The 15,056-nt window shown below is 69.4% G+C and carries 14 protein-coding genes and 1 pseudogene; 10 read left to right on the top strand and 5 right to left on the bottom strand.

Annotation, left to right across the window (positions count from 1 at the left end):
* Window positions 1–567: 567 nt before the first annotated feature.
* On the top strand, window positions 568–918 hold the full coding sequence (locus tag ACZ7M3_RS41580; protein ID WP_472070690.1) for a VOC family protein: 351 nt from the start codon (window positions 568–570) through the stop codon (window positions 916–918).
* A 184-nt stretch (window positions 919–1,102) separates the two neighbouring features.
* On the opposite strand, the gene ACZ7M3_RS41575 is transcribed toward ACZ7M3_RS41580, so the two are convergent.
* Window positions 1,103–1,693: a TetR/AcrR family transcriptional regulator gene (locus tag ACZ7M3_RS41575; RefSeq protein WP_351305963.1), complete on the bottom strand. Its 591-nt coding sequence runs from the start codon at window positions 1,691–1,693 to the stop codon at window positions 1,103–1,105.
* A 384-nt stretch (window positions 1,694–2,077) separates the two neighbouring features.
* Here ACZ7M3_RS41575 and ACZ7M3_RS41570 point away from each other — a divergent pair, with 384 nt between their 5' ends.
* A complete protein-coding gene (locus ACZ7M3_RS41570) occupies window positions 2,078–3,040 on the top strand; it encodes an alpha/beta fold hydrolase (RefSeq protein WP_472070688.1) in 963 nt (320 codons plus the stop codon).
* A 53-nt stretch (window positions 3,041–3,093) separates the two neighbouring features.
* Here ACZ7M3_RS41570 and ACZ7M3_RS41565 read toward each other — a convergent pair whose 3' ends face one another.
* Entirely contained in the window at window positions 3,094–3,528 is a 435-nt protein-coding gene (locus tag ACZ7M3_RS41565) for an ankyrin repeat domain-containing protein (RefSeq protein ID WP_472070686.1), read from the bottom strand.
* A 172-nt stretch (window positions 3,529–3,700) separates the two neighbouring features.
* Between ACZ7M3_RS41565 and ACZ7M3_RS41560 the strand changes: the two genes are divergently transcribed.
* Both ACZ7M3_RS41560 and ACZ7M3_RS41555 read left to right on the top strand, forming a co-directional pair.
* The gene (locus tag ACZ7M3_RS41560; RefSeq protein ID WP_472070684.1) at window positions 3,701–4,684 is read left to right on the top strand and encodes an aldo/keto reductase; all 984 of its coding nucleotides are present in this window, start codon (window positions 3,701–3,703) and stop codon (window positions 4,682–4,684) included.
* A gap of 217 nt (window positions 4,685–4,901) precedes the next feature.
* The gene (locus ACZ7M3_RS41555; RefSeq protein ID WP_472070682.1) at window positions 4,902–5,564 is read left to right on the top strand and encodes a zinc-binding dehydrogenase; all 663 of its coding nucleotides are present in this window, start codon (window positions 4,902–4,904) and stop codon (window positions 5,562–5,564) included.
* A gap of 132 nt (window positions 5,565–5,696) precedes the next feature.
* Here the strand turns inward: ACZ7M3_RS41555 and ACZ7M3_RS41550 are convergent, their stop codons facing one another.
* Window positions 5,697–7,232: an AMP-binding protein gene (locus ACZ7M3_RS41550; protein ID WP_472070680.1), complete on the bottom strand. Its 1,536-nt coding sequence runs from the start codon at window positions 7,230–7,232 to the stop codon at window positions 5,697–5,699.
* 506 nt (window positions 7,233–7,738) lie between these two features.
* On the opposite strand from ACZ7M3_RS41550, the gene ACZ7M3_RS41545 reads away from it, so the two are divergent.
* From ACZ7M3_RS41545 to ACZ7M3_RS41525, 5 genes are all read left to right on the top strand, one after another.
* Window positions 7,739–8,260 (top strand): HAD domain-containing protein, encoded by a 522-nt coding sequence (locus tag ACZ7M3_RS41545; protein ID WP_472070678.1) that lies wholly within the window; start codon window positions 7,739–7,741, stop codon window positions 8,258–8,260.
* A 218-nt stretch (window positions 8,261–8,478) separates the two neighbouring features.
* Window positions 8,479–8,985: a SigE family RNA polymerase sigma factor gene (locus tag ACZ7M3_RS41540; RefSeq protein ID WP_099945635.1), complete on the top strand. Its 507-nt coding sequence runs from the start codon at window positions 8,479–8,481 to the stop codon at window positions 8,983–8,985.
* Between the two features lie 8 nt (window positions 8,986–8,993).
* On the top strand, window positions 8,994–9,503 hold the full coding sequence (locus ACZ7M3_RS41535) for a hypothetical protein (protein ID WP_472070676.1): 510 nt from the start codon (window positions 8,994–8,996) through the stop codon (window positions 9,501–9,503).
* A 202-nt stretch (window positions 9,504–9,705) separates the two neighbouring features.
* Window positions 9,706–10,932: a bifunctional glycosyltransferase family 2/GtrA family protein gene (locus ACZ7M3_RS41530; protein ID WP_472070754.1), complete on the top strand. Its 1,227-nt coding sequence runs from the start codon at window positions 9,706–9,708 to the stop codon at window positions 10,930–10,932.
* Window positions 10,929–12,335, top strand: a complete 1,407-nt coding sequence (locus tag ACZ7M3_RS41525) for a hypothetical protein (protein WP_472070674.1) — start codon at window positions 10,929–10,931, stop codon at window positions 12,333–12,335. The genes ACZ7M3_RS41530 and ACZ7M3_RS41525 overlap by 4 nt, the downstream gene beginning before the upstream one ends.
* A gap of 13 nt (window positions 12,336–12,348) precedes the next feature.
* On the opposite strand, the pseudogene ACZ7M3_RS41520 reads toward ACZ7M3_RS41525, so the two are convergent.
* Window positions 12,349–13,118 (bottom strand): annotated as a pseudogene (locus ACZ7M3_RS41520) (aldo/keto reductase).
* A gap of 93 nt (window positions 13,119–13,211) precedes the next feature.
* Window positions 13,212–13,694, bottom strand: coding sequence for a carboxymuconolactone decarboxylase family protein (locus ACZ7M3_RS41515; protein ID WP_472070672.1), 483 nt, complete (start codon window positions 13,692–13,694; stop codon window positions 13,212–13,214).
* A gap of 77 nt (window positions 13,695–13,771) precedes the next feature.
* Here ACZ7M3_RS41515 and ACZ7M3_RS41510 point away from each other — a divergent pair, with 77 nt between their 5' ends.
* A complete protein-coding gene (locus ACZ7M3_RS41510) occupies window positions 13,772–15,052 on the top strand; it encodes a pirin family protein (RefSeq protein ID WP_472070670.1) in 1,281 nt (426 codons plus the stop codon).
* The last annotated feature ends 4 nt before the right edge of the window (window positions 15,053–15,056 follow it).

The following is a 15,056-nucleotide window of genomic DNA, read 5'->3' as shown; positions in this document are numbered from 1 at the left end:
GCAGCGGACAAGTGCGTGAACCTTGGCAACGGGAGGCTGTGCGTGGCCATTACACCCGTCAATGCTCAGGGAGCCATACAGGTGATCTACGAGAAGACAGGAGGAGCGCCGATCTACGGACATCTGGCCTGGCAGGTTCCGGGCGGAGACGATTTCGTGTCGCCGGACATCTCCATGACTGCTGGGCACACGTACTACCACACCTGGCCGACTTGGGTCGGTCCTGGTTACGTGGAAGGCGCCTTGTGGTCAGACCGGTACGGGCGTCTCAGCACCGGGTACGTGAAGGTGAACTGACGGCTGTTCAGGGTCCGGTGTGCACCGGCCCGCGGCCGCCTTGCCACGCCGTTGACCACCTGCCGGTGATCCCGCCACGGTCGGCCGTACCCCATCTCCGCGGCGGGCACAAAGGACCACTTGCCAATGGCGCCCTGGGCGGCCGAACCGCTGGCGGGGCGGGCACCTCCCGCCAGTGGCTCTGAGCAGGCGGCTGACCGGCAATGAACCGCAACACCCTGTGTGACGACGCAGCGCCGCGCTGTCCGTGTCAGGACCTACCCTGGACGCATGATCAATGGTGGGCACATCATCGTCTACAGCCGCGATGCGGAAGCGGACCGGGTCTTCTTCAGGGATGTTCTGGAGTATCCGCACGTCGACGCGGGAGGTGGCTGGCTGATCTTCAAGCTTCCGCCGACCGAGATCGCCGTGCATCCCACGGACGGCCCGGGCACACAGGAGCTCTATCTGATGTGCGACGACGTTGACGCAACCGTGAGGAGCCTGACCGCGCAGGGAGTGGAGTTCACGCAGCCCGTCACCGACGCGCGCTGGGGGCGGCTGACCAGGTTCCGTCTGCCGGGTGGCGGCGAGGTGGGCCTGTACGAGCCCCGCCATGAGCGGGCTATCGACCTGTGAGGCGTCCCGGCACTCGGGATTCGTTCCCGACCTCACCCACGAGCAGTGGGCGCGGATCGACGGGGTCGCCGTCGCACTCCTCGGTCAAGGCAGCCACTTGGGGATCGGCGAGTCTTTCGCCGACGGGGAGTCGGTCAGCGCCCTGCGCGATGTCTTCATGCTGCGTCAGATGCCCTGCCCATCGTCACTGCGGCTGGCGCAGTCCGGCGATGAGGAGGCCGACCAGCCGGCGTGCGTCGTAGCGCGGATCGCTGTCCGCACCGATGCAGAGGTTGCCCACGCCTCGCATCAGCTCAAGGCCCTCAAGGCCGGAGCGGATCTCGCCACGACCGGCCGCGGCATCGAGCAGTTGGTTGCACACGGGCACGAGCCGTTCGAGGAAGTAGGCGTGCAGCGTGTCGAAACCGGCGTTGTCAGGCTGCAGCACGGCAGCGAGTCCGTGCTTGGTGACCAGGAAGTCGACGAAGAGGTCGATCCACTGCCCCAACGCGGCGTAGGGAGTGGCGCAGCTCGCCAGCAGCGCCGGACCGGCCTCGGCGCAGGCGTCGACCTGGTGACGGTAGACCGCGATGATGAGATCCGCCCGTGTCGGGAAGTGCCGGTAGATCGTGCCCATCCCGACACCGGCCTTGGCCGCGATGTCGCGTACCGGCGCCTCCACGCCCGAGGTGACGAAGACTGCGGCGGCCGCATCCAGCAAGGTCTGTCGATTACGCCGGGCATCCTTGCGCTGGGATCCCGCTGCGCTTCCCGCGCCCTGACCGCTGTCGTTCACCGCGGCGATCCTTCCGTGAGACTTGCGAAACGGAACAGTGCCTCGTATCGGCCACGGAGCGAGGTTCCATTTTCGTGCATTGTGGCAGACCCGGGACCGGCGCCCAAGCCGCCTGCCACCTGGCGTCTGCCGCCGACAGGCTCCGCCCGGACGAACACCCCGAACGCACAGAAGATCGAGGGTGCTCCCACAACGGTGACATCCGCACGGCCGGTAGTCCTGTCCGCCACGGGTCACGGGTCACGGGTTACGGGTTACGGGTTACGGGTCTCGGTGAGGAGCGTCAGGTCCGCGAGCCAGTCGCTTCGCCGGCTCGCCGCGACACGAGTGGGGCGGGCTACCGGTGAGCCCAGCGCGAAGATCACGGCACGTACCCTGATGCACATGGTTGAGCATCGCATGGTTGACGTGAACGGCGTTCGGCTGCACATCGCCGAGCAAGGTGACGGCCCCCTGGTAGTCCTCCTGCACGGCTTCCCCGAGTCGTGGCACTCCTGGCACCACCAGTTCGGCCCTCTGGCCGATGCGGGCTTCCGAGTGGTCGCTCCCGACCAGCGCGGATACGGACGCAGCGACCATCCCGACGACGTCGACGCGTACACCATCCTCCACCTGGTCGGCGACGTCGTCGGACTGATCCACGCCCTGGGCGAGGAGAAGGCGTACGTCGTCGGGCACGACTGGGGCGCGCCGGTCGCCTGGCACACCGCGCTGCTACGACCGGACATGGTGCTCGGGGTGGCGGGCCTGAGCGTGCCGCCCCCGTTCCGGGGGACGGAGCCTCCGCTGTCCGCCATGGAGAAGAGGTTCGAAGGCCGCTTCTACTGGAACTATTTCAACCGCCCCGGTGTCGCCGACGCCGAGTTCGCCAAGGACACCCGCACCGCGTTGCGGAAGTTCTTCTATTCGGCCTCCGGCGACGCTTCAGGCGCCCGTGAGGGCATGCAGCCGCTGGTCGACCCCGAGCGGGGCTGGCTCGCGGCCATGCCGGACCCCGAGGTGCTGCCGGACTGGTTCACCGAGGAGGATCTCGACGCACTCACCGAGAGTTTTTCCAAGGGCTTCACCGGGGCCCTCAACTGGTACCGCAACCTCGACCGCAACTGGGAACTGACCGCTCCCTGGCAAGGCGCCGTCGTCACCCGGCCCGCCCTGTACATCTACGGCGACCGCGACTTGGTCCCGGCGTTCCCCGGCACTCCCGAACTCATCGAGCGCCTCCCCGACCTCATGCCCAACCTCTGGCGCGAGCCCCTCAAACTGGCCGGCTGTGGACACTGGACTCAGCAGGAACGCCCGGACGAGGTGAGCGCGGCGCTCATCGAATTCCTCAGGACCTGTGCCTGAGCCCGTCCTGAGGTCCATCGTGCTGATGGAGTCCGCGATGGCAAACGGTGGTGCTACATAGTTCTCCCGCGGAGCGTCGCGCCCGCCGTGGTGAGGAGATCGGCAGTTTCGGGATGAGGGCCCTTGAGTGCCCACTCCAGTGGGGACCAGCCTGTGCCGTGATCCTCTCGTAGATTCGGATCGGCGCCGTGCGCCAGCAGTTCGCGCACTGTCTCGGTGTGCCCCCAGCATGCGGCCGCGCACAGGGGTGTGCCGTCCGCGCCGAGTCCGCTGCTCTCGATGTCAGGGCAGGCCCCGGCCGACAGAAGCAGGCGGGCGATCTCTGCTTCCCCGTTCACGGATGCCTCGTAGAGAGGGGTGGTGCCCTCGCTGTCGGCTCGTTCCGGGTCGGCCCCAGCCCTCAGAACCGCCTTCACGCGGGCAGTGTCACGTATCAGAATCGCTTCGAAGAGACGACGGGAGAGCTTCTTCTGCTGCCGCTGGTTCATGACGGCCGAGGTTAGCGACCGGGCGCGTGGCGGGGCCAGTCATATCCACCCGTTGACGGCCGCGACCAGCATGGTTGCCGCGTAGCGGACCGCCAGCTTGAAATTCCCTTGGGAACACTGCACGGGCCAAGGCAGGATGGTCGCGTCACCAGCCATACGAGGGGAACGGTGGATGAGGCGAAACCAGCTTGGCAAGAGCAAGGTGCAGGTCACGGAACTGGGCTTCGGTGGCGGACCACTCGGGGGCCTCTTCGCGCCGCTGGACGACGAGACCGCCGCGGGAGCCCTTGAGGCAGCCTGGGACAGCGGGATTCGCTACTTCGACACCTCTCCGCACTACGGCATCGGACACTCCGAGCGCCGCACCGGTGGTCTGTTGCGCGGCAAGCCGCGTGAGGAGGTGACGCTGTCGACGAAGGTCGGCCGACTGCTGGTCCCGCAGGACCCGGCGGGCCGCATGGACGAGAGCTTCATGGTGCCCGCCACACACCGTCGGGTGTGGGACTTCACGCGGGACGGCATTCTGCGCAGCGTGGAGGACTCGCTCGAGCGGATCGGCGTCGACCGTATCGACGTGCTGTTCCTGCACGACGCGGAGCAGCATTTCGAGGATGCGTTGCGCGAGGGCTACCCGGCGCTCGCCGAACTGCGCGGCCAGGGAGTGGTGGGCGCGATCGGCGCGGGTATGTACCACCCCGGCAAACTGACCAGGCTGGTCGAGGAGTCGGACGTCGATGTAGTCATGCTCTCCGGCCGCTACACGCTTCTGGACCAGAGCGCCCTCGACGAACTGCTGCCCGCCTGCACGGACCGGGAGGTCTCGGTACTCGCGGCATCGGTCTTCAACTCCGGGCTGCTCGCCACGGCCCGACCTGCCGAGGGTGCCACCTTCGACTACGCGCCCGCCGCGCCGGGGACACTGGAGCGCGCGCATCGCATCGCCGACGTCTGCGAGACACACGGTGTGACGCTCCCGGAGCTGGCCATGGCCTTTCCGCTCCGCCACCCGGCCGTCTCGGGCATCGTGGTCGGCATGCGTACGGCCGACGAAGTACGCCGCAACCTGGCGGCGTTCGGCGCGGAGATCCCGGCTCAGGTCTGGGACGATCTGCGGAGCGAAGGCCTCTTGGACGAGCGGGCACCAGTGCACGTCTGACGATCACCGGAACCATCACGCCCGGGGCCAGAGCCGGATCGCCATGACGGCGACGGTGCCGTGAAATGCGGGGATGCTGTGCTTGATCTGGCGTCGGCCATGGGACGGCCGTCGTGGACGCAGGCTTGGGCCGCTCGGGAACACGAAGATCATCACCCGGCTTGCCGCTCCCGTACGGCCCACACCGGAAGGGCCGTGACGATGAGGGGAGCATCGTATGCGGGCGGTCGGGTTCCGAGTCAACGGTGGCGTCGAGGTACTGGAGGAGCTGGATCTGCCCGAGCCCGTGCCGACTGCCGGCCAGGTCACTGTGCGGGTCGCCTTCGCGGGCGTCAATTTCGCCGAAATCCAGCACCGCCGGGGCGAGTTCGGCACCCCGGACGGCCCTGGTGGAGTGGACGTTCCCGGCCTGGAGGTGGCTGGAACTGTTGTCGCGCTCGGTGCGGGGGTGAGCGGGCTTGAGGTCGGCGAGCCGACTGCGGCGTACCTACCGGCTTTCGGCGGCTACGCCGAGGTGGTGACCGCGGACACGCGGTTCGTCAGGTCACTGCGCACCGGGGCGGGAGAGGCCGACCTGGCCGAGGCAGCGGGGCTGCCGTGCGTCTTTCCGACGGCCTTTGGTGTGTTCAAGGACGCCGGACGGCTGAGGGAGGGGGAGGACGTACTGATCCACTCCGCGGCGGGGGGTGTAGGCTCTGCGGCTGCGCAGCTGGCCCGGGAGCTGGGGGCCGGCCGGGTGTACGGCACGGTCGGCTCGGTGGAGAAGATCCCGTATGCCGCCGAGTTGGGCTACGACGGAGTGTTTCTGCGTGAAGGCTTCGCGGAGCGGTTGGCCGCGGCGACTGGTGGCCGGGGCAAAATCCTTCTCTCGCTCACCTGACCCCACGTCAACCTGCTGGCCGGGCTCCTCACTTCCAGGAACGATCGACCGGTTCCCAGCGTGATGGTGAGCCCGGCAGGAGGTGGAGGCCACGCTCACCACTTCAGCATCGGCACCCACCCTGCGGACACCTCAGCCGACTTCCCGCTCGCGGCCCTCCCAATACGGCTCCCGCAACTTGTACTTCTGGAGTTTGCCTGTCGTCGTACGCGCCAACTCCTCCCGGAACTCCACCGAAGTGGGCGCCTTGAAGCCGGCAAGACGCTCCTTGCAGAACCGGATCAGCTCGTCCTGCGTCACCCGCGCGCCGGGAGCAAGAACCACCAGCGCCTTCACGGTCTCGCCCCACTTCTCGTCGGGCACCCCGATCACCGCGACCTCGGCAACCGCCGGATGGCTGAAGAGGACGTCCTCCACCTCGATCGACGACACGTTCTCCCCGCCCGTGATGATCACGTCCTTCTTGCGATCACTGATCGTCAGATGGCCGTACTCGCCGATCGACCCCCCGTCCCCCGTGTGGAACCAGCCCCCGGACAACGCCCGCGCACTCTCCTCTGGCTGCTCCCAGTACCCCTCCAGAACCACGTTCGAGCGCGCGAGTACCTCACCCTCGGCGTCCGTCCTGAGCGTCACGCCCAGCGCGGGGGCACCGGCCCGCACCAGCTTCTCCGCCCGCTCCGCAGCGCCGAGGCCGTCCCACTCGGCGCGGGCACGGTTGACGGTCAGCAGCGGCGAGGTCTCGGTCAGGCCGTAGATCTGAATGAACTCCCACCCCAGCTCCGACTCCACGCGCGCGACCGTCTGCGTCGGCGGCGGTGCGCCCGCGACGATGATCCGCACCCGATCACGGCCGGGGATCTCCCCCTCCCAGGTCTCGGCGGCCGCCAGCACCGCCCCCACGACCGCGGGCGCCGCGCACATCACCGTCACACCGTGCTCGGCCACCCGGCGCAGGATCTCGGCCCCGTCCACCTTGCGCAGCACGATCTGTGGCACGCCCAGGGCCGACATCGCGAACGGCATGCCCCAGCCGTTGGCATGGAACATCGGCAACGTGTGCAGATACACGTCCCGGTCCGTCACCCCGGCGTGCAACGCGAAGGTGACCGCGTTCACCCAGATGTTGCGATGGGTGATCTGCACCCCCTTGGGCCGGGCCGTCGTACCACTGGTGTAGTTGATGGTCGCGGTGGCGTTCTCGTCCGGCTCCCAGGCCTGCGGGGCGGTGCCGAAGCGGTACAGCTCGGCGTCGGCTGCGGCGCCGAGCGTGAAACGGTGCCTGCACTTGACATCGGCCAGACGCTCCGTCAACTCCGGGTCGACAAGGAGCACATCGGCCCCCGAGTGACCGACGATGTAGCTCACCTCGTCCGCCGTCAGGCGGAAGTTGACCGGGACCAGCACCCGCCCGTAACCGGTGACACCGAAGAACGACGTCAGAAGCCGCGCGCTGTTCGGCGAGACCACCGCCACGCGAGCGCCCAGCGGCACACCCAGGGCATCCAGCCCGGCAGCCTGCGCCCGCGCCAACTCCCCCACCCGCCCGTACGTCAGCCCCTCCCAGACCTCAGCCGGTTGGTCCGGCTCGTCCACCACACCCACCCGGTCGGCATACACAGTGACGGCACGGTCCAGAAAATCACGGACCCCGAACGGGACGATCATCACAGCCTCCGAAGCTTGAACGACACAGAGCCTCTATCCCGCCACGCCCTCGAGTATCCCGACAAGCCATCCGACACCCTGCGAACAACTCAGCACCACCCGAGCTCGCGAGACCCGGACGACCGCGGTTCTACGGCTGCACGGTCGCCGTGGCAGTGAAGCCGCACCACTCGAAGGTACGTACCGGCGCCCCGATTGTCCGCTTGATACGCGGCCCGTCGAGCTCCGCCTTCGTGTCGGCCGTCGCTGAAGAGATCCGGGCCGCAGTCCGGATCTGGTTCTCGGCAGTCGTTGCCGCTGACGGTGCCCCGTGACGGTGCTGGCGACGATCGAGGTACCGCTGTCCGCACCCGCGACCAGCGTCTGCGGAGCCAGGATCGTTTCCGCTCTCGTGCGGTACTCGGCAGACCTCGAGCGGATCGCCGTGAATGTTCGGTGGTCGGCCGCAGGGCTGACGTGGTCGAGACGGTCCGGTCCCCGTTGTGATCCGCCGCTATCGTGCCGGCGTGACTGGCTCTCCGCAGCGTCCGCTGCTGTTTCTCGATGTCGACGGACCGCTCATCCCGTTCGGTGCGGCGCCCGAGCAGTATGCGGCCCATGCCACCGGCCTCGAACCGCTCGATGCCGACGCGAATCCGCTCTTGGCCCGACTCGATCCCGAGCACGGGCCTCGGCTGGCGGCGCTCCCGTGCGAGGTGGTCTGGGCCACGACATGGATGGCTGACGCGAACGAGTGCATCGCCCCGCGCATTGGTCTGCCGCAGCTGCCTGTGGTGGCCTGGCCGGAACCGTCCGACATCGATGATCAGGACGAGCGGAACGGACTGCACTGGAAGACCCGCGCCCTTGTCGAATGGGCGGCGGGACGCCCGTTCGTCTGGGTCGACGACGAGATCACCGACACCGATCGGGCCTGGGTCGCCGCTCACCATCCAGCGAACGCCCTGCTCCACCGGGTCGACCCCCGCCGTGGTCTGACCGATCACGACTATGCGGCGATCGACTCCTGGCTGAGACGGTTGTTCTGACTCCCCCGTGGAGCAGATGAGCGCCGAAGGCCAACCGAGCGATGGGCAACCGCGCCGCATACCTGCCCTGTTGGCCGGAGCACCGGGACGCCGGGGCGGCCCGCCCCGGGGCCTCCTCGCCGAACGTGACCCGCATCACGCGCCGGAAGTGCATAGCGAGGTGCTCACCAACGTCTTTCTCCAGGTGTACGAAGCTGGCAAGTGCGGGGACGGTGCGGATGGAACAGGCTCAGGCCGAGAGCTACGACGGGTTCGTTGCGGCCCGTTGGTCGGCGTTGTTCCACCTCGCCCGTCTGCTCTGTGGAGGTGACCGGCACCGTGCCGAGGATCTGCTCCAGGAAGCCCTGGTCAAGCTCTGGTTCGTCTGGCCGAAGGTCGCGGACGAGGCGCCCGAGGCGTACGTACGCAAGGTCCTGGCACGCGCAGCCGCCCGTTCCGCCCGCCGACGGTGGTGGGGCGAGCGGCCGGTGGAGCAGCTGCCCGACCTGGCACAGACCGGGGACGAGTCCGCCGCCGTGGTGGAGCGGACGCGGCTGGAGGCGGCCCTCGCCCAGCTGCCGCCCCGGCAGCGGGCCGCCGTGGTGCTGCGTTACTACCAGGACCTGCCCGAAAAGCAGGTCGCGGAGGTTCTGGGATGCCCGCTGGGCACCGCCCGGTCCCACGCGTCACGCGGTGTGGCGCGACTGCGTCAGATCCTGGCCGATGTCATCGAGCCGGTGGGGTGAAGGGAAGCATGGATCACTTCGAGCGGGAGTTGGCGCGGATGATGCGCGACGCCCAGGAGTACACCCCTTTTGAGCCCGCACAACAGAACCGGCTCAGGACGGGAGTGCTCGTCCGCCGCCGGGTCCGCGCGGCGCAGAAGGCCGTGGGCTCCGTACTGGTGGCCGCCGGACTCGGCGTAGGCCTGGTCCTGCTGCCACACGCGCCGGACCGCGACCAACCCCAGGCCCCCGTGCCGCGGCCCACGACCGGATTCTCCTCCCCGACCACCACGCCGTCCCCGACCCTGCCCCCCAGCACCAGCCCTACCGGGTCGGCCCCCACCACGCCCACGGCACCGATCACGACAGAGAGTGCGCCAGAGAGTTCGAGCTCGGTCGGCACCGGTCCTTCCGGGACCGAGACTGCCCGTCCGCCGGCCACCGTCCCGGCCACGCAGAGCGGAAGCATCACGCCGTCGTCCCCGCCGCCGACGACAGTCGAGCCCTCGTCGTTCGTCAGCGCGACCGGCGCCGAGTAGCCACCGAGCGCACCGCCGTCCCGGCCGCTCCCCCACTGAATTTCCGCACCGCCCCTTGTCCCTGCTCCACCCCTGGCCGTACTCCCTGATCGCAGCTGCGCCGTGAGCGCCTTCGGCATGCCCTGCGACAGCACAGAAACCTGGATGAACCATGACCGAGACCGCACGGTCCGCCCCGATGAACCTCGCGACGGGACTGCCCATGGACCGACTGCCGCTCCGCCTGCCGCTGCCGGCGGACCACCCGGAACCCGTACTGGACGTGGTCGTCCCCGTGTTCAACGAGGAGACGGATCTGGAGCCGAGCGTGCGGCGGCTGCACGCGCACCTGCGTGAGACGTTCCCGTACCCGTTCCGCATCACCGTCGCCGACAACGCCAGCACCGACGACACCCCGCGGATCGCGGCCCGGCTGGCCGCCGAACTGCCGGAGGCCGAGTGGATACGGCTGGCCGAGAAGGGGCGCGGCCGTGCCCTGCGCGTCGCCTGGTCACGCTCGCGGGCCCCGGTGCTGGCCTACCTGGACGTGGACCTGTCCACCGAACTGAACGCGCTGCTCCCGCTGGTCGCCCCGCTGATCTCCGGCCACTCCGACATTGCCATCGGCACCCGCCTGGCCCGTGGCTCCCGAGTGATACGCGGTCCCAAGCGCGAGATCATCTCCCGCTGCTACAACGTGCTGCTGCGTTCCACTCTCGCCGTCGGCTTCTCCGACGCGCAGTGCGGCTTCAAAGCGGTCCGGCGCGACGTCGCCGAGCGGCTGCTGCCCCTGGTGGAGGACTCGGAGTGGTTCTTCGACACCGAACTGCTGGTGATCGCCGAGCGGGCCGGGCTACGCATCCACGAGGTGCCCGTCGACTGGGTGGACGACCCCGACAGCCGCGTCGATCTGGTCCCGACGGCCATGGCCGACCTGCGCGGCATCGTCAGGATCGGCAGGGCGCTCGCCCGTGGCACGCTCCCGACGGCGGGGCTGCGGCGCGCCACCGGAGGTGCTCCGCCGGGCCAACTGGCCGCCCAGTTGCTGCGCTTCGGCGCCATAGGCGTGGTGAGCACGGTCGGGTACGTCCTCCTCTACTCGGCCCTGCGCCCGGTGGCGGGGCCGCAGGGCGCCAACGCCTGGGCGCTGCTGGTCTGCGCCGTCGCGAACACCGCCGCGAACCGGCGGCTCACCTTCGGGCTGCGCGAGCGGAGCGGAGCGCTGCGGCAGCAGGCCAAGGGCCTGGTGGTCTTCGGCCTCGGTCTGGCGCTCACCAGCGGCTCGCTCGCCGCGCTGCACCGCTGGGCGCCGGGGCCAGCACGGCCCACGGAAGTCGCGGTGCTCGTCATCGCCAACCTGGTCGCGACACTGCTGCGCTTCCTGCTCCTGCGGGCCTGGGTGTTCACCGCCGCCCCCCGCAGCAACGGAAATGGAGCCGAGCCCCGATGAACGACCCGAGCCTCGCGAACGCTCCGTCGTACGAAGGCAACAGGCTCCATGCCGAGAACCGTTCGCCCGCCACGGAACCGCCGTACAACTCCAGCCTGCCGCCTGCCCCATCTCCCTCCCCTATCTCTCTCGCCTCTCTCACCTCCACCGCCCGGCAGCGGTGGGCGCGACTGTGCCGGGCGGCCGAGCACCACGGTCCGGTGCTCGCGCTGTACGGTGCGCTGAAGCTCATCGGCTTCTGCGTCTTCATGTACCTGCTGGACTCCTCCGGGGACTTCCGCAAGAAGGACCCCCGCTTCGGCGGCGGCGCCCACGTCTGGGACGTCCTGGCCACCTGGGACGGCTGGTGGTACCAGCAGATCGCCGCGCACGGCTACCACCCCGCGCTCGTCCCGGTACCCGGGGCGAGCGGCCTGATCACCATCGAGGGCAACTCCGCGGCGTTCTTCCCGCTGTACCCCGCCCTGATGCGGCTGGTCTCCTCCTCCACCGGCCTGGGTCTGTTCGGCGCCGGCCTGCTGGTCTCGGTGGCCGCCTCGTTCGTCGCCGCCCTCGCGATCCACGCCGTCACCGCACGGATCGGCGGACGGCGGGCCGGGCTCGCCGCAGCCGGCCTCTGGGCCGTGTGGCCCGGATCCGGCATGGAGTGGTCGGGCTACTCGGAGTCCCTCTACGTCGCCCTCGCAGCCTGGGCCTGCTACGCCGTCATGCGCCACCACTGGATCACCGCCGGCGTCCTGACCTGCGCCACGGGTCTCACTCGTCCGACGGCCACCGCGCTCATCGCGGCGCTCGCCGTCGCGGCGCTGCTGGCCGTACACCGGCAACGGCGGGAGGTCCGCCGCTGGGGAGACGCCCCCGGCCCGGACGGGAAGAGGCGTCGGGTCACATTTCTGCGCCCGCTGATCGCCGTGGCGATCGCCCCCCTCGGCCTGTTCGGCTACCTCGGCTGGGTGGGATACCGGATGGGCGACTACAGCGGGTACTTCAAGCTCCAGGAAGGCGCCTGGGCCCACACGTTCGACTACGGCAAGCAAACCCTCGACGTGTTCACGTCCCTCCCGGTGGGCCACTTCGACTACCTCTTCGCCTACCCCTACGAAGACCTCATCGGCGTAGGCACGGTCCTGCTGGCCCTGATCGTCCTGCCGCTGCTGCTCCGGCTCCGCCCCCCTGCGGTCCTCGTCGTCCACACCGTCCTGACGATCGTGCTCGTCCTGGGAAGCCAGCAGATCTTCGGCAACATCTCCCGCTACCTTCTCCCGGCCTTCCCCCTGTTCATCCCGTGCGCCGTCGCCATGCGCCGGCTCAGCACGCCGGTGCTGTGCACCGTCCTCGGAATCGCCGCGCTCGCCTCCGGCTCATACGCGGGGTACGTCCTGTTCGAACTCGGCGTTCCATAACCGCCATCGGTGTTCAGCGATCGTGATCCCCAGGCTCCGGTTCCGGGGGCGCGAGCGCGGCGCGGCGGTCGTACAGGAAGTCGTACGGGTACTCGCGGCGGACCCGGGTGGCGGCGTCGAGCCGTTCGAGCTGCTTGCCGCCGAGCCGTACGGCGAGTGCGCCGAGGTCGTCGTGCAACTGGGCGAGGGTGCGGGTCCCGAGCAGCGGCAGGAGCCCTTGGCGCAGCACCCAGGCGAGGGCGACCCACGCGGGCGTCAGACCGGTCTCGGCCGCGATCTCCGTGACGGCGTCCAGGGCCTGTCGGCGGGGGGCGGGGAGCCGGGAAGGGGGCGCTTGCCGGCGAGCAGACCCCGCGCGAGGGGGCTCCACGCGGTCACGGTGAGTCCGAGCGCCCGTGCCATGGGCAGGAGTTCGCGGTCCGGCGACCGCGCGGCGAGGGAGTACTCGATCTGCAGGCCGCAGTAGGCACTCCAGCCGCGGAGTTCGGCGATGGCCTGGGAGCGGGCGATCGCCCAGGCCGGGGTGTTGCTCACGCCGACGGCCGACACCTTCCCGGAGCGTATGAGGTCGTCGAGGGCCCGCAGGGTCTCCTCGGCGGCGGTGCACTCGTCCCAGGCGTGCACCCACAACAGGTCGACGTGGTCGGTGGCCAGTCGGCGCGGGCTTTCCTCGACGCTGCGGCGCAGGCTCTTGCGGTGGCTGCCGCCGGAGTTCGGGTCGTTCCTGTCGGTCGGCAGGGTGAACTTCGTACCCAGGACGACCGCGTCGCGTTCGGCCGCCACGAGGCGGCCGACGATTCGTTCGCTCGCGCCGTCGTTGTAGACATCGGCGGTGTCGAGGAGCGCCCAGACGGCCGCCCCGCTCCCCTGGCGGGATCAGCGCTCCGTACGCACCGGGTGCTTGCTCATGATCGAGACCCGGTTGAACGCGTTGATGGTGATCGCCACCCAGATCACCGCGGAGATCTGGTCGTCGGTGAGGACGTCACGGGCGCCCGCCCAGGCGGTTTCCTGCGCGGCGGCGTCGGTCGGCTCGGTCGTCGCCTCCGCCAGCGCGAGGGCCGCGTGTTCCGCGGGAGTGAACAGTTCGGTGTCCCGCCAGGCGGCCAGCACTCCGAGCCGCTGCGCCGTCTCGCCCGCACGCAGGGCGGCCCGGGTGTGCACGTTGAGGCAGTAGGCGCAGCCGTTGATCTGCGACACGCGGAGGTTGATCAACTCCACCACGGTCCGGTCGAGCCCGGCGTCGGCGGCAGTCGCGCGCACCGCTTCCGACGTCTGGACCAGTGCGTGGTAGGCCTTCGGGCTCTGCTTGTCGATGAAGATCCGCTGCGTCGCGGTTCCTGTCGCGTGGCTGCTCAACCCCGGACTCCGTCCTACTATGCTGCGAGTATCATTGTTGAATCTGAAACTATCATGGTGACGGAAGGCGGTCCCCGGTGAGCGATGTCGACGTTCTCTCCCCACGTGACGTACCCCTGGGCGGCCCGCGCGCGATGACCGTGCGGCGCACGCTGCCGCAGCGCGCGCGGACCCTGATCGGAGCATGGTGCTTCGCCGACCACTACGGTCCCGACGACATCGCCGAGACGGGCGGCATGGACGTCGCCCCGCATCCGCACACCGGACTACAGACGGTGAGCTGGCTGTTCAGCGGGGAGATCGAGCACCGCGACAGCCTCGGCAGCCACGCGTACGTACGGCCCGGCGAGCTGAACCTCATGACGGGCGGGCACGGCATCAGCCACTCGGAGGTGTCCACCCCGGGCACCACGGTCCTGCACGGCGTCCAGCTGTGGGTGGCGCTGCCCGCGGAACATCGGCACGCCGAGCGGGACTTCCAGCACTACGTCCCCGAGCCCCTGCGGATCGACGGAGCCGAGATCAGGGTCTTCCTGGGCTCCCTCGCCGGTCAGGAGGCCCCGGTGCCCACCTTTACACCCCTGCTCGGCGCGGAGATCGTCCTCGAGCCGCGCGCGACGGTCACATTCGCCGTGGACCCCGGCTTCGAGCACGGGCTGCTCGTCGACCACGGAGACGTCCGCATGGCCGACACCTTGCTGCGTCCGGCGGAGCTGGGCTACGCCCGGGCCGGGACCACAGCTCTGACGTTGGTGAACGAGTCGGACGACCCGGCTCGCACGGTACTGCTCGGCGGAACCCCGTTCGAGGAGGAGATCGTCATGTGGTGGAACTTCATCGGCCGTAGCCATGAGGACATCGTCCGTGCCCGGGAGGACTGGGCGAACGCCTCCGATCGCTTCGGCACCGTCGAGGGATACCCGGGGGACCGTCTTCCCGCTCCCGTTCTTCCGCATGCCACCATCTCGCCACGCGGCAACCCGCCGCGTCGCCGACCCGCATCCGAAAGGCACCCCATGACCGAGTCGTCTCCCGCCGCTCCGACCGTCGAGCGGAACGACGCCAGGCATCGCTACGAAATCCTCGTCGACGGCAAGCGCGCCGGCCTCACCGCCTACCGCGACCGCGGTGAACAGCGCGTCTTCTTCCACACGGAAGTCGACGACGCCTTCGCCGGGCAGGGCCTGGCCGCGCGGTTGGTCGAGTACGCGCTCACCGACGTGCGCGAACTCGGTATGCGGATAGTGCCCGTGTGCCCCTACGTCGCGAAGTTCCTGAAGAAGCACGACGAGTTCGCCGACATCACCGACCCCGTGGCCCCCGAGGTCCTGGCGTGGCTGGACACGCAACTGGGCTGACCCA

It is taken from the genome of Streptomyces sp. NPDC111656, assembly GCF_055656965.1.
This window is presented reverse-complemented; position numbering and strand designations above follow the sequence as displayed.